We start from the raw sequence: 21,719 nt of genomic DNA, 5'->3' as shown, positions 1-21,719 counted from the left end.
CTATGCGGCGTGGGTGGTGGCTACCCATTCATGGAGAGGAGGAACTCCGAGTTGTCCCGTGTCTTCTCCATGCGATCATGGATGGCGTTCATGGCTTCCAATGGGTTCATGTCGGCGATGTACTTGCGCAAGATCCACATGCGGTCGAGGGTGGTCTTGTCGTGCAAAAGGTCGTCCCGACGAGTGCTCGAGGCTATGAGGTTGACAGATGGGAATATGCGTTTGTTGCTCAAAGAGCGATCCAATTGCAATTCCATGTTGCCCGTACCCTTGAACTCCTCGAATATCACCTCGTCCATTTTGCTGCCGGTGTCTATGAGAGCGGTGGCGACAATGGTGAGCGAACCTCCTCCCTCAATGTTTCGGGCGGCGCCGAAAAAGCGCTTGGGCTTCTGCAAGGCGTTGGCGTCGACGCCACCGGTGAGCACCTTGCCGCTGGCTGGCGACACCGTGTTGTAGGCGCGCGCGAGCCGTGTTATGGAGTCGAGGAATATCACCACGTCGTGCCCGCACTCTACCATGCGCTTGGCTTTCTCCAATACGATGCCGGCTATTTTGACGTGACGCTCGGCCGCTTCGTCGAACGTGGAGGCTATGACTTCCGCGTTGACGGTGCGCGCCATGTCCGTGACCTCTTCCGGTCGCTCATCGATAAGCAGCATCATGAGGTAGGCCTCCGGGTGGTTGGCGGCTATGGCGTTGGCGATATTTTTCATCAATATGGTCTTGCCGGTCTTGGGTTGGGCCACGATCAAGGCGCGTTGACCTTTGCCTATGGGTGAGAAGAGGTCGACAACGCGTGTGGATAGATTGGTGGTCTTGGGGTCTCCGCAGAGTGTGAACTTCTCTTCGGGGAAGAGTGGGGTGAGGTGCTCAAACGGTATGCGGTCGCGAATTTCGGCCGGCGTGCGCCCGTTGATTTTGTCAATACCCGTCAGTGGAAAATATTTCTCGCCCTCGCGCGGTGGCCTTACATGACATTCCACCACGTCGCCGGTCTTCAAATTGAAGTGCTTGATTTGCTGGGCGGCCACGTATACATCGTCGGGCGACGATAAATAGTTATAGTCGCTGGAGCGTAAGAAGCCATAGCCGTCTGGCATGATCTCCAAGACCCCGATGCCTTTGATGAGATCCGTGAAGTCGTATGCTTGCTGGTTGCCATTCGATGTGTTGCCGCTTGGCTGATAGCTTGGGGCCGCTGGCTGCGCTAAAGAGTTGATGGGGTTGTCGAACATGTCATAATTGGGCACCTCTCCTTGGTCTTCAATGGGCAGGTCGGTCATTATCAAGAAGTCTGACCCGTCGCCGGGGTCTCCGGCCCATATGCCGTCGGGGTTTTCGGATTCCTCGTTGTCGTTGTCGTCGTCCTTGCTCGAATTGATTTTTGCTTGTAACTTGGCGATCAGTTCGTCGTTGGCTTTGTTGTCCTCATTCTCGCTTTTTTTTGCGAACGAGGCTTCTGGGATGACAGCCTCCGCGTCGTTCGCGGTGGCGTCGACGTTGTCTTCTGTCACGGTCTTTGGATTTTGTGTTTCTTTCTGGATGGAGCCTTGGGTGTTGTTCTCGCCGTCGGTTGTCTTGAGGGCTTCAATTTCTTCGATGAGTTTGCGTTCTTGTTTCGTTTTGGGGCCACGGTGTTTTGGCATGGACGCCAATTGCGCTTCCAATTCTGAAATTTTCTTTTCCGGATTGTTTTCCACTGTTGTTGAAGTGGTTGCAACAGGGTTGTTTTTGAATAGTGGCAACTGCGCATTTCCGTTTTTGCCGTTTTTCGTGTCGAAGTTTTCGCCGTTCTTTCCTTTCACCGAGTACACGCGGTCTGGCTCGCTGCGCCCTATACGTATGCGCTTGTGCTTGGCAGACAGCAATGCTTGGTTTTTGCTCTCGTTTTCTGCCTGCTTGTCAAGTATGGCGTATATTAGTTGGTCGGTATCGTTGTAATCGTTTGAGTTAATGCCAAGGTTGCCGGCAATATCTCCCAATGCAGAGATACCTTTGGATAATAATTCCTCTTTGCTATACATGTTTGTATGGTAAAATTTGTTTTAAAGGGAAGAATGCTTCAAAAGTGAAGCATTTTTATGAAATGTGTTGCAAAGGTAATAAAATGTGCCGATTTACGAAATTTATGCTCCATAAAATCTTCTTTATTAACATATATTTGTTTTTCCCTTGCCGCAAAATCATTTCTTGTTGTGGCGAGGTCGTTTTGTGGCGAGCGAGACGCCCGGACAAGCGTCGTGCTTGCCCGGGCGTTTGGTACGGAGCCTTATATTATATAAGGTGTAGTCGTGTGTTGCACGAGGCTCGTCCTGCTTAGCTTGCTTCATGATTAAGCAAGAGTTGCTGTAGGGTGGCAAGTGTTATCGTAGTATGTGTCTTGAATAAGTTAAAGTTGTTATTTCAAGTATTCCTCACAGAGTGCCACCCAGAGCGACGCTCCCATGGCCAGGATGTCTTGGTCGAAAATATATGCCGGATTGTGCACCATGGGCGTGTCTCCGTTGCCAATCATCACGTAGCTGCCCGGTTTGTGCTGTAACATGAACGCGAAGTCTTCGCTGCTCATCATGGGTTTGCATGGGTACACCACGCTGTCTTCGCCAAATCGTTGGCGGGCCACGTTGGCGGCGAATTGGGTTTCTTCTCGTGTGTTCACCAACACGGCGCCCGGTTGTCCCTCCTTGATGTCGTACTCGCACCCGAAGCATTCGGCTTGGGCGCCCGTAATCTCTCTTATGCGCCGCAACGCCGCCTTGCGCGCGTCTGTCTGCATGTTGCGCATGGAGAGCTTGAGCACGGCCTCGTTGGGTATGTTTTATTATCGTCATTGGCTAAGACAGATGGCGGCGGCGTGAAACGCGGCATGTATCTTTTAAATCAAAGCGTAAGGGCGGCTGGCTGCGTGATGAGCCACGCTCCTTTGCTCGTTTACATATTTCCTCAAAAAATTGAAAAGTTGGCAAGACTGCCATACGGAGCCTGTATTTAAAAGGCTTTTCCCTCCCAATCCCCATTGCCATGTCACGATGACAGCCAATAAGCCAACGGCAGACAAGATCGCTTGGGAATGTGGCGTTGTTATGCCTTGAAATGAGAGAGCCGCCTATATTTCTGTCGTAAAAATGTACAAAAATGTTTTTTTATGGAGAAAAGTATTATCTTTGCAATTGAAAAACCAAGGAGAGGGACGCCTGTAGGGAGCTTCCCGTCATAAAATCGAATTGATATGAATTTGAAAGTGCGCTTGGCGCTGATGAACTTTTTGGAGTTTGCCGTTTGGGGTGCCTATCTCACGTGCATGGGCATCTATCTGAGCAATATCGGCATGGCTTCGCATATCGGAGCGTTTTTTGCCATGCAAGGTATCGTGTCTATCTTTATGCCTGCTTTGATGGGTATCATAGCCGACCGGTGGGTGCCGGCCCAGCGGTTGTTGGGCTATTGTCACCTCTTGGCCGGCGCGTTCATGCTCATGACGGCTTGGTACGGCCACGCGCAGGGCCAAGGGGCACAGTTCGGCGCGTTGTTTGGGCTTTACTCCTTGAGCGTGGCGTTCTACATGCCAACGCTTGCCCTGACCAACTCGGTGGCCTATAACGCCCTGACTCGAGCCGGGCTTGACACCGTGAAAGATTTTCCGCCCATTCGGGTGCTGGGCACCGTGGGTTTCATCTGCACGATGTGGTTTGTCGATATCATGGGTTTCAAGACCGATGAGTTGCAATTTGTCACGAGCGGTGTGTTGAGCTTGGCTCTCTTCTTGTACTCGTTCACGCTGCCTGCCTGTCCCGTGTCGTGTGGTGACGAGCGCAAATCCGTGGTCGACGCTTTGGGATTGCGCGCGTTCAGCTTGTTCAAAGACCGGCACATGGCTATCTTTTTCATCTTTTCCATGCTCTTGGGCGTGAGCTTGCAAATCACCAATGGCTTTGCCACGCCGTTCATAGAGAGTTTCGCGAAGATACCTGAATATGCCGAGACCTTTGGCGTGAAGCACTCGGTGATACTCTATTCCATATCGCAAGTGAGCGAGACGCTTTGCATCTTGATGATACCTTTCTTTATGAAACGTTATGGCATCAAGAACGTCATGCTTATCGCCATGTTCGCATGGGTGCTGCGTTTTGGCCTGCTGGGTACCGGCAACCCAGGGTCGGGCGTATGGATGTTCGTGGCGTCGATGATAATATACGGTGTGGCTTTCGACTTTTTCAATATTTCCGGCTCGCTGTTCGTGGACCGTTCCACTGACCCGCACCTGCGCTCGTCGGCCCAAGGCCTGTTCATGCTAATGACCAACGGGTTGGGAGCCACCATAGGGTCGTTTGCTGCGCAAGCCGTGGTTAACGCCAACACTGTGGACGGCGTGACGACGTGGCAAAACTGTTGGTACACCTTCGCGGCGTACGCTTTGGTGGTGGGCGTGGCTTTTGCCATCATTTTCAGGCCTAAAAGTGGCGTGAATGCGCAAAAATAGAAATAGGAGTAGCGTGGGCATGGGCGAAATGGCAACAAAAATGACATGTGGCCGCGCGAGCGCCCCCATCACCCTTGCGCGCGCTTCTTGCCCCCCTTATCTCTCAAAATAATCGAAGGAAATATTTGATGATAAAAAGAGTAAGACTCATATTCAAGAGCGTATCGGAGATAGTAGGCGCCAAAAACATAGGATTGTTGGTGCTTACCGACTCTGCCGAGATGCGACAGGTGGTCTTGCCGTGTGACGAGCGTACGTTGCAAGCGTTTGCCATGCGTATAAAGCGCACGCCCATGGTGGACAAGCTGTTGCCCGAGGTGTTGACCAACGTGGTGCAATGGCAGACCGAATTGCGTTTGGAAGTACACATAGATCGCCTGCGTAAGGGCAAGTATCAGGCCGTGTTGAGCAATGAAGACACTCTCGATGAAGTGCCTATCATGGCTGCTGATGGTGTGTTGTTGTCGTTTGTGACACGTGGTGACATACCCGTGATGATGGCGGAGGAACTGTTTATGCGCCAAAGTACCGTCTACGACGATGGCGCGAGCGGTGTGTCGCTACCCGTAAATACCATAAGCGACGAGATGTTGCAAAGTGCGTTGGACAAGGCCATTAAGAACGAGAACTATGAGATGGCGTCGGATCTCAGAGACGAAATGAACCGGCGCAAGAAGGTATCGCGCGGTGATGTTGGCAGCGTCGAGGCCCAAAATGGCAAGGAATGAAAGAAACGCGTTTTTTTTATGTGCCCCAAGCGGCAAGCGGTGACGAGTTGCCCGAGGAGGAAGCCAAGCATGCGGTGCGTGTGTTGCGGTTGCAGGCAGGCGACGAACTATACCTGATGGATGGGCAGGGCACCTTTTATGACGCGGAGCTGACACTCGCCTCTGCCAAGCATTGCTTCTATCGCATTGTGCGCGCGCTGCCGCAACAGAAAAGATGGCAAGGACGTATACATTTGGCCATAGCCCCCACCAAGATGATGGAGCGCATGGAATGGCTTTTGGAGAAAGCCACCGAGGTCGGTTTTGACGAGGCCACGCTGCTGCTCTGCCGTTTCTCGGAGCGCAAGGCCGCTCGCGTTGATCGGCTTGACAGGATTGTGATAGCCGCCACTAAGCAGAGCAGGCAAGGGTGGAAACCCACATTGACCAGTCTCACGCCGTTTGCACATTTTGTGCAGACCCCACGCGCCGGTCGCAAATTTATCTGCCATTGCTATGAGGAGGTGCCCAAGGTGGACCTCTATGACACGTTGCGCGCTATGCCACCGCATGACGAGGTGACGGTGCTCGTGGGGCCAGAGGGCGATTTTTCTTTGGACGAGGTGAGGCTGGCCATGGCCCATGGCTATGAGAGCGTGACGCTTGGCAACAGCAGGTTGCGCACCGAGACGGCTGGACTGATGGCCGTGACGATGGCTCAACTATCAAAAAGATTGTGATGAAAAAAATATGTTATGGTTTGATGGCGCTGCTCATGGCGGCGCTTGCATCGTGCTCGGACACTGATTATCTTAACGCCGTGCCAGCCGAGAGTAAACTTATCATGGGAATAGACCCCGTGAAAGTGAGTGGCACGGGCAATCAGCTCGTGTTGAAGGCATTGCTGCATGTGTCTGATTTGGACAAGACCGGGATAGATCTCTCGGCGCGGGTGTACTTCTTTGAGGATGCCCAAGGCAATTTGGGATTGTGCGCCAAGGTGACAAACCGAGACCGTTTGGACACGACGCTCGGCAAGATAGGTCAAGCGTTAGCTCGCAAAAAAGATTTCGACTTCACGGCACTGCCGAGCCATTGGATAGCCGGCAGGTCTGACAAGGCGTTGCTGCTCATGGGACCGGCGTTGCCCGCCGAAGAGGATAAGTTGACGACCATGATGTCAAGGTATTTGTCGGCGGACGAGGAAACCGGTATCGTGGGTACGCCGATGTTTGCCAAATTGGACTCTATCAAGGCGCCTATGTCCTTGGTGTGCAGTGCCGACGCGTTGCCCGAGCAGTTGGTGACACCATTCACCTTGGGCGCGCCACGCGACGCAGACGATTCGCAAGTGATGATAGCCGCCGAGATGAGGGTGGAGAAGGGAAACCTGCTGATAGACGGCGAGACGTTTTCTTTCGTCCCAAAGATAAACCAAGCACTTAAGAAGGCCGCCGAGGTGTACCGTCCAATAGAGGGACGCTATGCCGCCACAATGGCCGACAGCGCCGCTTATGGCCTGTTTGTCAACGTGGACGGCTCGCGTTTTATACAGCTCATGCGGCACAACAGTGGCCTGAAGGCTATGCTCTCGGGTATCAACATGGCCATAGACATGGACAATATCATCAAGAGCGTGGATGGCGACATGGCCTTGATAACCCCCGCGGCTGGAACCAACGATTTCAGTATGACGATGGCGGCCAAGCTCAAACACGCTGATTGGTTGGCCGACGTGGATTATTGGAAACGTAGCGTGCCGGCTGGTGGATATATCGGAGACTGGGGGCGCGACCGCTATTATTATATAGGTGGCCACACATCCTACTATTTTGGGGTGACCGATGATTGGCAATACATGAGCGGCGCTAACAAGGTGGCAGCCTTGGCCAGCGTGAAACCATCGGCAAACCCTATCGACAAAACGTTGAGAGATAAGATAAAAGGTGAGAAGATGGTGCTGATTGTCAATTTTAACGCGCTGCACGCCGACAAGGCCGAGGCGGTCAAGGCTATGCTCAAACCCATGTTTGGAACGGTCAACACCATCTTTTACACTTTGAAATAGAACAATGAACACGATCAGTTTGTCATCGGTGCTGCCCGATGTTTTCGCTCTACGCTCAGATTTGCGCTCGCAGGTGTGGCAGAGCGACATTAAGTTTGAGAAAGGAGCCAGATACCTTATAGAAGCCAACTCCGGAAAAGGGAAAAGCACTTTTTGTAGTTATATACTGGGCTATCGCCGTGACTATAGTGGGCATTTGGCTTTTGATGGCCGAGACGCCCAAACGTTGAGAGTGGGCGAGTGGGTGGATTTGCGCCAAAAACACGTGAGCATGCTTTTTCAGGAGTTGCGTCTTTTTCCCGAGTTGACTGCCATGGAGAACGTGCTGATCAAGAATGCGTTGACCCATTTCAAGACAACCACACAAATCGCCACATGGTTCGAGCGCATGGGCGTAGCCGACAAAATGGATGTCAAGGTAGGGCTCATGTCGTTCGGGCAGCAACAGCGAGTTGCTTTGATGCGGGCGTTGGTGCAGCCATTTGACTTCATTCTGGCCGACGAGCCTATCTCCCACCTTGATGATGACAACGCAAGGATAATGGCCGACATCATGATGGAGGAGACCACGGCGCAGGGTGCTGGTGTCATCGTGACGAGCATTGGCCGCAATTTGCCTTTGAACTACGATAAAACATTCGAGCTATGAGTTTGGTTTGGAAATTGTTGAGGCAGCACATTAGCGTGCCTCAGTTTGTAGGATTTGCCGTAGCCAACCTTGTGGGCATGTGCATCGTGCTGTTAGGTTGCCAGATTTACTTCGATGTCGTGCCAGTATTGACGGGTGCCGACTCATTTATGAAAACTGATTATCTCATCTTGAGCAAGGCCGTCGGTACCGGCAGCACCATCTCTGGGCGCAGCAATGCATTTGACAACAGCGAGATGGAAGAACTGCAGCGACAGCCGTTTGTCAAGAGAATGGGACGCTTCACGACATCGGCTTACAAGGTGGACGGACGAATGGGCGTGGCTGGAACCGAGGTGCTGAATACCGAATTGTTCTTGGAGAGCATACCAGATGCGTTTGTTGACGCGCCCTCCAAAGATTGGCATTTCAGCGCTGGTGATCGGGAGGTGCCCATTATATTGCCTCGAAGCTATATCGCCATGTATAATTTCGGGTTCGCGCAAAGCCGGAGACTGCCCAAAATAAGCGATGGCCTCGTGGGTATGATAGACTTGAGGATTTTCGTGCGAGGCAATGGGCGCAAGGAGATGTTCAAGGGACGAGTCATCGGTTTTTCCAACAGGCTTAGCGCCATACTCGTGCCGCAATCCTTTATGGATTGGAGCAACGCCCGATTTGCGCCCGGACAGCAAACCGAAACCACTCGCGTGGTGGTGGATGCGGTGGACGCAGGATCGGAAAAGGTGACCAAATATATAGACCGAAAGGGCTACGAGGTGGAAAATGGACAGCTCGAAGCTGAGAAAACCACCTACCTGTTGCGATTGATGATGGCCACGGTGATGGTCGTGGGGCTTGTTATATCGACACTCAGTTTCTATATACTCATGTTGAGTATATACTTGCTTGTGCAGAAGAATACAACCAAATTGGAGAATCTTTTGTTAATAGGTTACAGTCCCGTAAGGGTGGCAAAGCCTTATCAATGGCTGACCATTTTGCTAAATGTGTCGGTGCTTCTGTTGGCGTGGGTGGTGGTGATAGTGGCGCGCCATTACTATATGGGCATCATTGGCACGCTCTTCCCTGATGCCGACGGAGGCTCCTTGATGCCCGCGATGTTGTTGGGGTTGTCGCTTTTTGGCGTGGTAAGCATGTTCAACATGGTGGCCATACGTCGCAAGATAGTGTCCATCTGGAAACGTAAGGAATAGAAGGGAAACGTAACGGTATGAGCAAAAAACAGAAAAGCAACACGCGACAAACGGCAATAGAGTCGCAGGGGCGTTTTGACTATTACACGGTGGAAGAAGAAGCGCCACTGTTAGATTGGCTGCTGGCACACTTGGGCGAGAGTCGTTCAAAAGTTAAGGCCACGTTGCAAGGGCAAGGTGTAAAGGTGAACAGAAAGGTAGTGACCCAATTTGACTATCCCTTGAAACCGGGCATGAAAGTGAGCGTGAGCAAGACCAAGCGTAATTTGACGTTGAAAAGTCGCTATGTGAAGATGGTTTACGAGGACGATTACTTGGTGGTGGTTGAAAAAAATGTCGGCATACTGTCCATGGCGGCTGGTCATGGCACGCTGAATGTGAAAAGCGTGCTTGATGAGTATTTTGACCATACCAAGCAGCATTGTCGGGCGCATGTGGTGCATCGCCTTGACCGAGACACCAGCGGACTGATGATTTATGCCAAAGACAAGCGCACTGCGTTGACGCTTGAGTCCGACTGGCACAACAACGTGTATGACCGTCGCTACGTGGCGGTGTTGTCTGGAGTGATGGAAGACGATCAAGGCACCATTGCCAACTGGTTGAAAGACAACCGCGCCTACGTCACCTACAGTAGTGACGTGGACAATGGCGGCAAATATGCCGTAACCCATTTTTACACGCTCGACCGCTCTCCATGGCACTCGCTTGTGGAGTTCAAGTTGGAAACAGGCCGGAAAAATCAAATACGCGTCCATGCGGCAGACATGGGACATCCGGTGTGTGGCGATATAAAATATGGCAATGGTGACGACCCTGTCAAACGGTTGTGCCTGCATGCCTATGTGTTATGCTTCTATCATCCCGTGACGCACAAGCCCATGGAGTTTGAAACAAAGATTCCACAAGTGTTCAAGCAATTGTTCAAACAATAATTTTTAGCCTTATCCATTCTAATTTTTCATATTACGTGTTTGTCTTGGTGGCCATCGTGGTGGGGCTCATCATCATTAAGAAAATATCGAGCTGCCTTGTACGCGCGATTGTTATCTTGCTGGTCGTGGCTGTCATGGCATACATCTACCTCACTTTTTTTAATTAGGAGCGCCGATGCGTGCCTGTTGGCATGGCAAGAAACGTTGTCTGTAAAGCCTGCCATGGCCATTCGGGCGCTGCTAAAAAATGTGAATTCGGATGGGTGTGTGGCGTGGTATGGCGTGTAATAACATTATTTTAAATCACAAAACAAGGTATGTCGAATTTTATTCGTACTTTTGCAATCTATCTGTAATTAAAGCAACAACAAGACATATTATGAGTAAGCAAACTGAAAAAATTAAAGAGCTTGTAGCCAAACGCGAGAAAGCTCGTCTCGGTGGTGGCGAGAAAGCCATCGAGAAACAGCATGCACGTGGCAAATATACAGCCCGCGAGCGCATTGAGATGCTCGTGGATAAAGGAAGTTTTGAGGAGTATGACATGTTCAAGCTTCATCGCTGTCACAACTTTGGCATGGAGAAGAAGCAGTTTCTCGGCGATGGTGTCGTGACCGGTTCTGCCACCATTGATGGTCGGTTGGTCTATCTGTACGCGCAAGACTTTACGGTCAATGGCGGCTCGCTGTCTGAGACGATGGCGCAGAAAATTTGCAAGGTGATGGACATGGCTATGCAAAACGGCGCGCCCATGATCTGCATGAACGACTCCGGCGGAGCGCGAATACAAGAGGGAATATCCGCTTTGGCTGGATATGGCGAGATATTCGAGCGCAATATATTGGCCTCGGGTGTCATTCCGCAGATTAGCGCCATTCTCGGTCCATGTGCCGGCGGCGCGGTTTACTCACCGGCGCTCACCGATTTTGTCATGATGTTGGAGGGTACCAGCTACATGTTTCTCACTGGCCCGAAAGTGGTGAAAACCGTAACGGGCGAAGAAATAGACTCCGAGCACCTCGGCGGTGCCAGCGTGCACGCCACCAAGAGTGGCGTGACGAGCTTCACGGCCAAGACCGAGGAGGAGGCCATGGAAATGCTCAAGATGCTGTTGAGCTATATTCCGTCCAACAACATGGAAGAGGCTCCGCGTGTAGAGTGCACCGATCCCATAGACCGCAAGGAAGACTTGCTCAACGATATTTTGCCAGACGACCCCAACAAGGCGTATGACATGTACAAGGTGATAACGGCTTTGACGGACAATGGCGAGTTTTTCGAGGTACAGCCCAAGTTCGCCAAGAATATCATTACGGGCTTCGCTCGTTTTAATGGCCAAAGTGTGGGTATTGTGGCTAACCAGCCTTCGGCTTACGCGGGTGTGCTTGACGTGAACGCAAGTAGGAAAGGCGCTCGCTTCGTGCGTTTTTGCGATGCCTTTAACATCCCCATCGTGAGCCTTGTTGACGTGCCCGGTTTCTTGCCTGGGACGGGACAGGAATACAACGCTGTGATCCTTCACGGCGCCCAATTGCTTTTCGCTTACGGTGAGGCCACTGTTCCCAAGGTCACCATCAACCTGCGCAAGAGCTATGGTGGCTCGCACATAGTGATGGGGTGTAAGCAGCTCCGCGCCGACTTGAATTTCGCTTGGCCAACGGCAGAGATTGCCGTGATGGGCGCCTCTGGCGCCGTGGCGGTGCTGAATGGCAAGGAAGCCAAGAAAATTAAGGAAGAAGGTGGTGACGTGAAAGCTTTTCTTGCGGAAAAAGAGGACGAATACACGGAGACTTTTGCCAATCCGTACCAAGCGGCCCAGTTTGGCTATATAGACGACGTGATAGAGCCTCGCAACACGCGTTTCCGCATATGCCGCGCTTTGGCGCAGTTGGCCAGCAAGCGACAGGGGCTTCCTAACAAGAAGCATGGTTGCATGCCTATGTGACAAACGTGGAAACACCATCATAAAGAAACAATGATTATGGATAAAAATATCTATGCTGCCATAGCCATGGCACTCTATGAGTATCAGGGAAACAACGTGCATGACAGGGAGCCCGGCGTCATTACCATCAAGCCAAAGCAGACGATGTGGAACGCCAAATTTCTATCATTCACCTCAAAACCATAAAAGAATATGAAAGCATTTAAATATACTATCGACGGAAAGGAATACGCGGTCGAGATTGGTGACATTAACGAAGAGACCTGCTTGGCCAATGTGACGGTCAATGGCGAGGCTTATGAGGTGGGAATTGAAAAACCCGCCGAGCCCGAAAAGAAAAAGGTCGAATTGGGCAAACCCGTGGCGGAGGATTCCGATGCGGACGCCAACACCGGATCTACGGCAAATGTTGACACGGCCAACGCCGTGAAAGCGCCTTTGCCAGGCACCATAACCGCCATCAACGTTAACGTGGGCGACGAGGTTCACGCGGGCGACGCGCTGCTGGTGCTTGAGGCCATGAAGATGGCAAATAACATCGAATCGGAAAAAGACGGCAAGGTCACCGCCATTTGTGTGAAAGTGGGGCAGAGCGTGATGGAAGACGACGCGCTTGTCGTTGTGGAATAATCGCGTAGCCGACAATTTCCGAAGCTATCGCGGAAACCAAGACAAGGCTTGGGCGGAAGGTCTGGACAATATTTGCCAGGCCTGCGCCCAAGCCTTTTTTCGGCGTTGCGCAGAAGGGCAAAACGCTCGGTTTAGTATGAAATCATGCAAAATCAAGTGTTTCTTCAATTATATTTCGTACCTTTGCAAACAGTATATTAACTTAGGATAAATGCACAATGGCTAAAAAAAGGGTTTTGTTCATCAATCAGGAGATCACTCCATACGTTCCAGAGTCTGAATTGTCGATAATGGGAAAGGAGCTGCCTGAGAGGATGCAAGAAAGGGGATTGGAAATTCGTACGTTTATGCCCAAATGGGGATCGATTAATGAGCGTCGCGGACAATTGCACGAAGTAATCCGGCTTTCTGGCATGAATCTTATCATTGATGACACCGATCACCCATTGATCATCAAAGTGGCAAGCATCCCTGTTTCTCGACTTCAAGTATATTTTATTGACAATGAAGATTATTTCATCAGGCGTCAAGCCATGACGGAGGATGAGTCCGGCGCCGAATATCCCGACAATGGGGAGCGCGCCATCTTTTTCGCGCGTGGCGTGCTGGAAACGGTCAAGAAGTTGAGGTGGACGCCGGACATCGTCCAATGCCAAGGCTGGATGGCCGCCGTGGTGCCACTTTATATCAAAAAGGCATACCATGAGGACCCTTCTTTTGCAAACACCAAGGTGGTCACCTCGCTCTTTCACAATCAGCTTAAAACCTCATTGGGCGATAATTTCAAACGCTGTGTGGAATTTAGGGATGTTAAACCAGACCTGCTTGAACCTTACTCGGAAAAATTTGATTTCATGGAATTGGGCAAAATGGCGATCGATTACAGTGACGCCGTCATAGAGGCTGGCCAAGACGTAAATCTCAATCTTATGAATTATGCCAAGGATAAGAAACTGCCATTCTTGGAGTATCCAGGAGAAGACTACGCGTCGGCCTACAACGCATTCTACGACAAACTCTTGTAAGATAGCCTTTATACCTTATTTACAAGTATAACAATTCAATACACTTCACATACATGAACACGAAGTTTATAGTGGGAATCGCGCTTGCGTGTGCTTTTTTCGCGGCTTGCGACGATTCTACGGACAGTATCGGTTCTTCTTTGATAGAGGGAAACAAGGGCGTTTCGATAGAGACGGCATCGTTTGATATTGCAAGTAACTCGGTAAAGGCTGGCTCCGTTCTTTCCCGTAACGTAACGGGATATTTGGGCAAGGTTCGCGATCCGGAAACCGGCGCCTATATCACGGGCGACTTCATGACGCAATTCAATTATATCAACAACAACGCGATACCTCCGATAGACAGCCTTGTCACCTATGACGCCAACGGCAAAGAGGTGCTGGGGAAGAAAGGAACTGTCAAGGTGGACTCGTGCGAGATTAGGCTGATATACGACAATTACTATGGCGACAAGAGACAAAGCATGAAGCTCACGGCCTACGAGATGGGGAAAACGATGAACGAGAACCGACTTTACTATAGTGATTTCGACCCGATTAAAGAGGGATTTGTTCGAAAGGACGGTATTCGGCAAGATAAAGTGTACAATTTAACCGACTACAATATTCCCCAATCCAAACGCGACTCTAACGCATACCTGCCCTTTATCACCGTGTCGCTCAATGGGGCTTACACATCCAAGGATGGCAAGAGGTTTAACAACTATGGCTCTTATGTGCTGCAAAGCTATTACGATCACCCCGAATATTTCAAAAACTCCTACACTTTCAGGAATCATGTGGTTCCCGGTTTCTTCTTCAAGATAAAGAGTGGATTGGGCAATATGGCTACGGTCACGTCGTCTCAACTCAATGTTTACTATAAGTATATGACAAAAAAGCCATACGTCGTAAAAACGAATGGCAACGCCGTTACGCACTACAAGGATACTGTCTACAACCGCGTGACGATATTTTGGGGTACCGAGGAGGTGCTGCAAGCGACAACGATCACAAACGACAAGGCCACCATCGACGAATTGGTCGCGGACCAAAGTTGCACGTATCTCAAATCGCCGTCAGGCATTTTCACGGAACTTACGCTGCCTGTTGAGGAGATTATGAAAGGCCATGAGCAAGATTCCATCGTTTCCGCCAAGGTTGTAGTGTCTCGTATGAACAACAAGGTTGGGTCAAAATACGATTTCGCTATACCCCAAAACGTGCTGATGGTGCCTGTCAATGCCCTACGCTCTTTTTTCGAGAAAAACACGTTGCACGACAACAAGGTCACCTATTTAGCTTCGTATAAGAACGTGGGAGGTGGAGTTTCCGCCAACAATGGTTACACTTTCCATAACATCGCGAGCCTGATCTCGGCGATGTATCATTCCAAGGACAGGTCGGCCAATTGGAACAAGGTGGCTCTCGTTCCTGTCTCATTGTCCACCACGACCACCACGTCGGCCTATGACAACAAGACACAGACCGTTATTACCAAGGTGAGCAATGACATGTCGTTGACAAGTACGAGATTGGTCAAGGGAACCAGCCATGACAGCCCTATCAAGGTTGATGTCATTTATAGCAGGATAAAGTGATGGCAGACAATTTCCTTGAGAAACGCCGGCAAGACTATGAGGCGCGCAAGGCCGCGTGGCTAAGAAACAAGAAGCGCATGCCCAAGGTAAAGCGCGAGCTTGAGAGGCCGGCCGATGAAAGTCTATGACATGCTTGAAGCTCCCGAAACTCCTCTTTGCATGAGGCGTTTCGGGAGCTTCTCGTTATCCCGGTGTGGCAGGGCGCCATTTCCCCGTGCCCGTGTTTTTCGTCGAAAAGGTTTGTGAGATGGCTTGTCGTGAAATGGGCGCGCGTAAAAGAATTTACTTTGGCCGTCCTGCCAACGCCCCACGCGTGGCGATGCCCCACGCTTGCGCGTTTGTCATAACCTTGTGGAACAAGCCCGACCGCGCGCCATGGAGGCCGCGAGCCGGGCTTGTTTCATGATAAAATGTGGATATTGTGTTTCGCTTATCCGAAGTTGTCAAACATGATACTCTCTTTTTCCACGCCCAAAGAGTCTAAGTAAGTTGTCACCGTGTTGATGAGCATGGGTGGCCCACAGAGGTAATACTCACAGTCCTCGGGAGCCTCATGGTCTTTCAAGTAGGTGTCGCGCACGCAGTTCACGGCAAATCCGGCGTAATATTTCACGCCGGCCTCGTCAGCTTTCGGGTCCGGGCGGTCAAGCGACAGGTGGAAGTGGAAATTGGGGAACTCCCTTTCCAGCTCCCAGAAATCCTCCAAGAAGAATGCCTCCACCAATGCGCGCGCGCCATAGAAGAAGTGCATCTCCCTGTCCGTGGTGTGCAGCGTCTTGGTCATGTGCATGATTTGCGAGCGCAATGGCGCCATGCCAGCGCCGCCGCCAATCCATATCATCTCTCTCTTGGAGTTGAAATGTGGGTGGAAATCACCAAACGGTCCGCTCATCATCACTTTGTCTCCCGGTTTCAGGCTGAATATATAAGACGAGCCAATGCCCGTGGGTACATTTTGAAAACCTATCTGCGGACGTGGCAAGAACGGTGTGGACGCTATCCTGACGGTCAGCGTTATGATGTTTCCCTCGGCTGGATAGTTGGCCATGGAGTAGGCGCGCACGGTAGGCTCGGGATTGGACGCTTTTAATGAGAGCAGGTTAAATTTTTTCCAAGCCCCTATGTATTCCTCGCCAATAAGGTCTTTGTCGAAGTCCTTGTCATAGTCTATGCATTTGTAAGCCGGAATCTTGATTTGCGCGTAAGACCCTGGGATGAAGTCCATGTGCTCTCCGGGGGGGAGCGCCACTTTGAATTCTTTGATGAACGAAGACACGTTTTTGTTTGAGATGACCTCGCATTCCCATTCCTTGGCGCCGAGAATAGCCTTGTCTATCTTTATTTTCAAGTCGCCTTTCACCTTGGCTTGGCATCCCAACCGCCAGTTTTCCTTGATTTGCTTGCGCGTGAAGTGAGGCTTCTCCGAGTCGAGAATTTCGCCGCCACCCTCCAATATTTGGCATTTGCATTGTCCGCAACTGGCCTTGCCGCCACATGCTGATGGCAGAAATATGCCGTTGGCGTTGAGCGTTGTCATCACGCTGTCGCCTTGTGGCACCTCCAAAACCTTGTCGTCGTTGATGGTAATGGTCACCTTTCCGCTTGGACTGAGATATTTCTTGGCTATCAGCAGGATAATGACAAGCAGGAGTATCACCACCAAGAAAACCCCCACGCTACCTAATATAAAGCTCGTATTCATGTCTTAAAACTAAATTTTGAGTCCCGAGAAGCACATCATGGCCATGGCCATGAGTCCCACCGTAATAAATGTGATACCCAATCCCCTCAATGGCTTGGGCACGTCGCTGTATTCCATTTTCTCCCTGATGGCCCCCATCAGCACGATAGACAGCAACCAGCCCAGCCCGGAGCCAAGGGCGTAGATAGTGGCGTCCCATACGGAGCCTATGTATTGCGAGTTGGCCGGGTCCATGTTAATGCGTTGCTGCATGAACAGTGAGGCGCCCATGACGGCGCAGTTCACGGCGATCAGCGGCAGGAATATTCCCAATGAGTTGTAGAGTGACGGCGAGTATCGTTCCACCACCATCTCCACGATTTGCACTATGCCAGCTATGACGGCTATGAAAAGGATGAAACTCAAATACGAAAGCCCCATGGGATCGAGCACTTTGGTCTGTAAGAGATAGTCCACGGGAACGGTCACCACCAGCACGAAAGTAACGGCCAAGCCCAATCCGAAAGACGTCTTGACGTTCTTGGATACGGCGAGGAAAGAGCACATGCCAAGAAAAAACGCGAATATCATGTTGTCCACGAAGATGGACCTGAAGAATAAATTAATGAGATGTTCCATAGTTATTTATTTCCCTCTTCTTTATAAAAGTAAGCCCTGTGCGCCCATATGACGCATCCCAGCAATACAAGAGCCATCGCCGGCATGGTCATCATGCCATTGTTCACGTAGCCCATGTCGTAGAGGCTCTCCGGCAATATTTGGAAACCAAGCAGGGACCCTCGCCCCAGCAACTCGCGCGCGGCGCCCACGATCACCAATATCATGGCGTAGCCCAAGCCGTTGCCGATGCCATCAAGAAAGCTGGGCCACGGCTTGTTCATCATGGCGAAAGCCTCCAGCCGCCCCATTAATATGCAGTTGGTGATGATCAGGCCCACATACACCGACAATTGCACGCTCACGTCGTACGCGAAAGCCTTGAGCATTTGGCTCACGATGGTCACGAGCGCGGCTACGACCACCAATTGTACGATGATGCGTATGCGCATGGGGATGGTTTTTCTGATAATGGAGATGATCACGTTGGAGAATGCCGTGATGACCGTCACGGCGAGACCCATCACGATGGCGGGCTTCAATTGCGAGGTGACGGCCAGCGCCGAGCATATGCCCAGTACCTGGACGAGAATGGGGTTGTCCAAGTTGAGTGGCTTGCCGAGCGCGTCTTTATTTTGTTTTGAGAATAATGCCATAGCCTTTTATTTTTCTTTTAAGAATTTCATGTATTTTCCAAATCCCTCCTTGAACATGTCGTTCACGCCGTTGGAGGTTAGCGTGGCTCCCGTGACGGCATCCACCTGCGAGGCGGGGTCTTCTATTTTCTTCACCGCGGCAAGCCCGATTTCATTTGTCTTGGGCTTGAATATTTTTTTGCCTTGGAATTGCTGTTGCCACCGCAGGTTGTCCTTGATCTCGGCGCCAAGCCCGGCTGTCTCGCTCTCATGGTTGAAATAGGCGCCATAGACGGTGTTCTTGTCATCGTTCAGGGCCACGAAAGCGTTGATTGGGCCCCACAATCCCATGCCGTATACAGGCAACACGTATTTTGTCTCGCCGTTCACCTTGCACACGTAGAGAGCCAGCCGGCCCGCCTTGTAATCCGCGGAGTTCAGTTTGAAGCCCGCTTGCGTGCCGCCTCGCGTGCCCCGCTCAAGGATTTTTCCGTTCTCGTCGATCACGCGGTCGGCCATCACCACCTCCTTGTATTTGGCGGCGGCGGCTTTGTCGTCGAGACCGCGTATGTTCAGCGAGTATAGTATTTGTCTCTGCTGGTCGAGCGCCACGTTGACATCTTGCATGGGTTTCAGTATCTGAAAGACAAACGCCAACAAGAAAGCCACGACGATGACCAATATTGCCGAGTAAATGATCGTGTATGAGTTTGTGTTCGTTTTCATTCCTTGCCCTCCTTTTTTACAATGGCGCGCTTAGCTCGTTTGGAAATGTTGGCGCTCACCACGCAGTAGTCTATTAATGGCGCTATCATGTTGGCGAAGAAGATTGCGAGCATCATTCCTTCCGGATAGCCCATGTTCATCACGCGCACAATGATGGCCATCGCGCCGACGAAGAAGCCGTAAATGTATTTGCCGGTCTCCGTGCGAGCCGACGTGACGGGGTCTGTGGCCATAAACACGGCCCCAAAGCAGAAACCTCCCATCGCCAGATGCTCATACCACGGCGTGCCCGAGGCTCCCGTATGGTTGAACAGCAAGCCCATGGCCATGCCGCCCACGAACACGCTCAGCATGGTCTTCCAGCTGGCCACTCCCGTCCAGAGCAGCAGCGCGGCGCCTAACGCGATGGCGATGACCGATGTCTCGCCGATGGAGCCGGGAATGAAACCGTACACCATGTCGGCTATCGTGGCCGTGGGGGCTGTGCCCAACGCTATCTGTCCCAACGGCGTCGCGGCCGTGAAGGCGTCCGGAAGGTCATAGCCCAAGCCCAAGATGCTGTTTTGCGCCACCCACACCGTATCACCGGTCATGCGCGTGGGGTAGGAGAAGAAGAGGAACATGCGCGCGGCGATGGCCACGTTGAACAGGTTCATGCCCGTGCCGCCGAATATCTCTTTGACGAATATCACGGAGAACGCGATGGCGATGACGATCATCCACAGCGGCGTGTTGACGGGGATGATGAGCGGAATAAGTATTCCCGTCACCAAATACCCCTCTTGTATCTCCTCGTGTTTCCACTGGGCCCAGGCGAACTCGATGCCCAGTCCCACGATGTAGCTCACCAAGAGCTTGGGCAGCACGGCCAAGAAGCCGTAGCCAAACATGGCCCAGAAACTTGTCTCGGCCAGTTTGTTGGCGGCCAATGCGTTTTGGTAGCCCACGTTGTACATGCCAAAGAGCAGTGCCGGCATCAAGGCGATGACCACCAAGCTCATGATGCGCTTGGAGTCCACGGCGTCGTGTATGCTCACGCCCGTCCTCGAAGTGGTGTTCGGGACGAACAGGAACGTTTCGAATCCATCAAACACGCTTTTGAAGGCGTGGAGCTTGCCACCCTCCTCGAAATGCGGTTTGACGCTTTCTAAATATTTTTTTAATGCACTCATTTTTACGATTTTATGTTTTATGCTTTACGACGAGTGACCGCCTATGCGTTTTCCTTGCGAAGAATATCCAAGCCTTGCCGCACTATTTGCTGCAACGGCTGCTTGGAGGAGTCCACAAACTCGGCCACGGCGAAGTCTTCAGGGCTTACCTCGTATATGCCCAACTGCTCTTGCTTGTCTATGTTCCCTACGATGATGGCCTTTATCAGGTACTCGGCGTATATGTCCATGGGCAGCACCTTGTCGTATTCGCCACTCATGATAATGTGCCGTTTGCCGCCCTTGACGCGCGCGTCGAGGTCGTATTCGTGTTTTTTGCCCTGTAACCAAGTGAGATAGCTGCGCGACATGGAAAACTCGTTGGGGCGCGGCATGATCCATCCCAAAAGCTCATCCTTGTCGTCGCCCTCCGGTATGACTGTCACTTCGGAGGTGTGCGCCCCCAAGAAGCCATCCGCCGAGGACACGCGGCCCGTCAGCGGGTTGCCGTCTATGACGCGCGCGTGCGCCTCGCCCTCCATGTTGTCGTGGAGAATGTCGCCTATCCGCGTGCCCACAAGCGCGTCCACGTAGGCAGGGTCTTTCACGCGGCTGCCAGCCACCGCCACGGTGCGGCGCAAGTCCACTTTGCCCGTGAGGAACAGCCTGCCGAAGAATATCACGGCCGATGGGTCTACCGTCCATACCGTCTCGTTGTGGCTCATGGGCGCGACGTGGTTTATTTGTACGCCCACGTTGCCAGCCGGGCATGGACCGTCAAAGATGTGCACCTCCGCGTTTTTCACTTCCACGAGCGCTCGCGCGTCTTGTTTGGCACCTATGCCAAGGTGTACGGGGGCTATTTTTGACAAGGCGGTAATGCCTGCCTGGAAAGCCTCCTCGTTGCCTCGAAGCTCAAACTCGAAGCTGCCAGCCAGCGGCATGTCTCTCAGCGCAGACACGAAGATGCCGCTTGGCGTGGTGTTTGGCGTGGTGGAGATGGCGTAAGGCAACTGGTTGATGTACCCGAACAGGCCTGCCTCAAGCAAGGCCGCTTTCACCTTGTCGCCGTTGGAGGCGTTTATGTCCAACCGCTCGAAAATACGGCATTGCTGCGTCTCGTCAGCTTTCACCTTCACGCACATCACCTTGCGGCGCTCACCTCTAAGCACCTCGGCAACCGTTCCGCTCACGGGAGACGAAAATCTCACTTCCGGGCATGCCTTGTTTACGAACAGGGGGTCGCCGGCGAGCACGCGGTCGCCTACCTTGACAATCACCTTGGGGGTGATGCCAACAAAGCATTCCGGCGCCAAGCCATACGTCGCGGAGCTTCGCGACGGCAGTTTCTTTTCCTTGGCCCTGCCTTTCAGGTTTATATCCAAACCCTTGCGCAACTTAATTACATTTGCCATAGAAAATTCATAATTGTAAATTGGTAATGTTATTTCGCATCCCATCTCCAATCTTGGCGTCTCGGTCATTCCGCCTCCACTTTCTTTTCCATGTCCATAGCTTCTCGAGCCGCGTCGCGATTAAGCGTCAATCGCGCTCTGATTAGGCATTAATCACGCTCCGATTAGGTACCAATCACGCTCCGATTGGGCGTCAATCGCGCTCCGATTGGGGCCTGATGGCAAAAGTTATGGCTGTGGTGGGGCATACTTGGGAAAAGTCATGGCAAAATGTC

The 21,719-nt window shown here is 51.8% G+C and carries 22 protein-coding genes; 13 read left to right on the top strand and 9 right to left on the bottom strand.

The genetic code is table 11. From position 1 onward, the window contains the following. Positions 1-20: 20 nt before the first annotated feature. From rho to HMPREF1640_RS01435, 3 genes are all read right to left on the bottom strand, one after another. Positions 21-2,027: a transcription termination factor Rho gene (gene rho / locus HMPREF1640_RS01440; RefSeq protein WP_036891735.1), complete on the bottom strand. Its 2,007-nt coding sequence runs from the start codon at positions 2,025-2,027 to the stop codon at positions 21-23. A gap of 159 nt (positions 2,028-2,186) precedes the next feature. After that, positions 2,187-2,333 (bottom strand): hypothetical protein, encoded by a 147-nt coding sequence (locus HMPREF1640_RS13095; protein ID WP_156098671.1) that lies wholly within the window; start codon positions 2,331-2,333, stop codon positions 2,187-2,189. Between the two features lie 68 nt (positions 2,334-2,401). After that, a complete protein-coding gene (locus tag HMPREF1640_RS01435) occupies positions 2,402-2,803 on the bottom strand; it encodes a M20/M25/M40 family metallo-hydrolase (RefSeq protein WP_231565812.1) in 402 nt (133 codons plus the stop codon). A gap of 429 nt (positions 2,804-3,232) precedes the next feature. On the opposite strand from HMPREF1640_RS01435, the gene HMPREF1640_RS01430 reads away from it, so the two are divergent. From HMPREF1640_RS01430 to HMPREF1640_RS01370, 13 genes are all read left to right on the top strand, one after another. Continuing rightward, positions 3,233-4,483 (top strand): MFS transporter, encoded by a 1,251-nt coding sequence (locus HMPREF1640_RS01430; RefSeq protein WP_036891733.1) that lies wholly within the window; start codon positions 3,233-3,235, stop codon positions 4,481-4,483. Positions 4,484-4,611: 128 nt separating this feature from the next. Continuing rightward, the gene (locus tag HMPREF1640_RS01425; protein ID WP_197051466.1) at positions 4,612-5,211 is read left to right on the top strand and encodes a DUF151 domain-containing protein; all 600 of its coding nucleotides are present in this window, start codon (positions 4,612-4,614) and stop codon (positions 5,209-5,211) included. Next, positions 5,208-5,930 carry a 16S rRNA (uracil(1498)-N(3))-methyltransferase gene (locus HMPREF1640_RS01420; protein WP_036891732.1) on the top strand — a complete coding sequence of 241 codons (723 nt, stop codon included), beginning with the start codon at positions 5,208-5,210 and terminating at the stop codon, positions 5,928-5,930. Before HMPREF1640_RS01425 ends, HMPREF1640_RS01420 begins: the two co-directional genes overlap by 4 nt. Further along, on the top strand, positions 5,930-7,258 hold the full coding sequence (locus tag HMPREF1640_RS01415; RefSeq protein ID WP_036891731.1) for a DUF4836 family protein: 1,329 nt from the start codon (positions 5,930-5,932) through the stop codon (positions 7,256-7,258). Before HMPREF1640_RS01420 ends, HMPREF1640_RS01415 begins: the two co-directional genes overlap by 1 nt. 4 nt (positions 7,259-7,262) lie before the next feature. After that, positions 7,263-7,907 carry an ATP-binding cassette domain-containing protein gene (locus tag HMPREF1640_RS01410; RefSeq protein WP_036891730.1) on the top strand — a complete coding sequence of 215 codons (645 nt, stop codon included), beginning with the start codon at positions 7,263-7,265 and terminating at the stop codon, positions 7,905-7,907. Next, positions 7,904-9,103 (top strand): hypothetical protein, encoded by a 1,200-nt coding sequence (locus HMPREF1640_RS01405; protein WP_036891728.1) that lies wholly within the window; start codon positions 7,904-7,906, stop codon positions 9,101-9,103. Before HMPREF1640_RS01410 ends, HMPREF1640_RS01405 begins: the two co-directional genes overlap by 4 nt. Positions 9,104-9,120: 17 nt before the next feature. Beyond that, complete coding sequence (locus HMPREF1640_RS01400) at positions 9,121-10,038, top strand: RluA family pseudouridine synthase (RefSeq protein ID WP_052051655.1); 918 nt, start codon at positions 9,121-9,123, stop codon at positions 10,036-10,038. A gap of 379 nt (positions 10,039-10,417) precedes the next feature. Then, positions 10,418-11,983, top strand: coding sequence for an acyl-CoA carboxylase subunit beta (locus tag HMPREF1640_RS01390; protein WP_036891721.1), 1,566 nt, complete (start codon positions 10,418-10,420; stop codon positions 11,981-11,983). 36 nt (positions 11,984-12,019) lie between these two features. Further along, positions 12,020-12,169, top strand: a complete 150-nt coding sequence (locus tag HMPREF1640_RS13445) for a hypothetical protein (RefSeq protein ID WP_165815045.1) — start codon at positions 12,020-12,022, stop codon at positions 12,167-12,169. 6 nt (positions 12,170-12,175) lie between these two features. Next, positions 12,176-12,613: a biotin/lipoyl-containing protein gene (locus HMPREF1640_RS01385; protein WP_036891719.1), complete on the top strand. Its 438-nt coding sequence runs from the start codon at positions 12,176-12,178 to the stop codon at positions 12,611-12,613. 218 nt (positions 12,614-12,831) lie between these two features. Beyond that, positions 12,832-13,638, top strand: coding sequence for a glycogen/starch synthase (locus HMPREF1640_RS01380; protein ID WP_036891718.1), 807 nt, complete (start codon positions 12,832-12,834; stop codon positions 13,636-13,638). Positions 13,639-13,691: 53 nt separating this feature from the next. Beyond that, a complete protein-coding gene (locus HMPREF1640_RS01375; protein WP_036891716.1) occupies positions 13,692-15,218 on the top strand; it encodes a DUF4270 domain-containing protein in 1,527 nt (508 codons plus the stop codon). Further along, on the top strand, positions 15,218-15,346 hold the full coding sequence (locus HMPREF1640_RS01370) for a hypothetical protein (protein WP_036891714.1): 129 nt from the start codon (positions 15,218-15,220) through the stop codon (positions 15,344-15,346). Before HMPREF1640_RS01375 ends, HMPREF1640_RS01370 begins: the two co-directional genes overlap by 1 nt. Positions 15,347-15,648: 302 nt before the next feature. On the opposite strand, the gene nqrF is transcribed toward HMPREF1640_RS01370, so the two are convergent. Genes nqrF through HMPREF1640_RS01335 form a run of 6 tightly spaced genes read right to left on the bottom strand, consistent with a single transcriptional unit; the run spans position 15,649 to position 21,444 of the window. Beyond that, the gene (gene nqrF / locus HMPREF1640_RS01360) at positions 15,649-16,920 is read right to left on the bottom strand and encodes an NADH:ubiquinone reductase (Na(+)-transporting) subunit F (RefSeq protein WP_036891709.1); all 1,272 of its coding nucleotides are present in this window, start codon (positions 16,918-16,920) and stop codon (positions 15,649-15,651) included. 9 nt (positions 16,921-16,929) lie between these two features. Next, positions 16,930-17,538 carry an NADH:ubiquinone reductase (Na(+)-transporting) subunit E gene (gene nqrE, locus HMPREF1640_RS01355; protein ID WP_036891707.1) on the bottom strand — a complete coding sequence of 203 codons (609 nt, stop codon included), beginning with the start codon at positions 17,536-17,538 and terminating at the stop codon, positions 16,930-16,932. Positions 17,539-17,540: 2 nt separating this feature from the next. Next, a complete protein-coding gene (locus HMPREF1640_RS01350; protein WP_036891704.1) occupies positions 17,541-18,173 on the bottom strand; it encodes an NADH:ubiquinone reductase (Na(+)-transporting) subunit D in 633 nt (210 codons plus the stop codon). 6 nt (positions 18,174-18,179) lie between these two features. Continuing rightward, a complete protein-coding gene (gene nqrC / locus HMPREF1640_RS01345) occupies positions 18,180-18,878 on the bottom strand; it encodes an NADH:ubiquinone reductase (Na(+)-transporting) subunit C (RefSeq protein ID WP_036891702.1) in 699 nt (232 codons plus the stop codon). Continuing rightward, the gene (locus HMPREF1640_RS01340) at positions 18,875-20,050 is read right to left on the bottom strand and encodes an NADH:ubiquinone reductase (Na(+)-transporting) subunit B (RefSeq protein WP_036891700.1); all 1,176 of its coding nucleotides are present in this window, start codon (positions 20,048-20,050) and stop codon (positions 18,875-18,877) included. The genes nqrC and HMPREF1640_RS01340 overlap by 4 nt, the downstream gene beginning before the upstream one ends. A 41-nt stretch (positions 20,051-20,091) precedes the next feature. Next, positions 20,092-21,444: a Na(+)-translocating NADH-quinone reductase subunit A gene (locus HMPREF1640_RS01335; RefSeq protein WP_036891697.1), complete on the bottom strand. Its 1,353-nt coding sequence runs from the start codon at positions 21,442-21,444 to the stop codon at positions 20,092-20,094. Positions 21,445-21,719 lie beyond the last annotated feature (275 nt).

This window comes from Prevotella sp. S7-1-8, assembly GCF_000758925.1.
In the GTDB taxonomy this organism is placed as follows: Bacteria; Bacteroidota; Bacteroidia; order Bacteroidales; family Bacteroidaceae; genus Prevotella.
The sequence above is the reverse complement of the archived record's forward strand: the minus strand, read 5'-3'. Positions and strand labels throughout refer to the sequence as shown.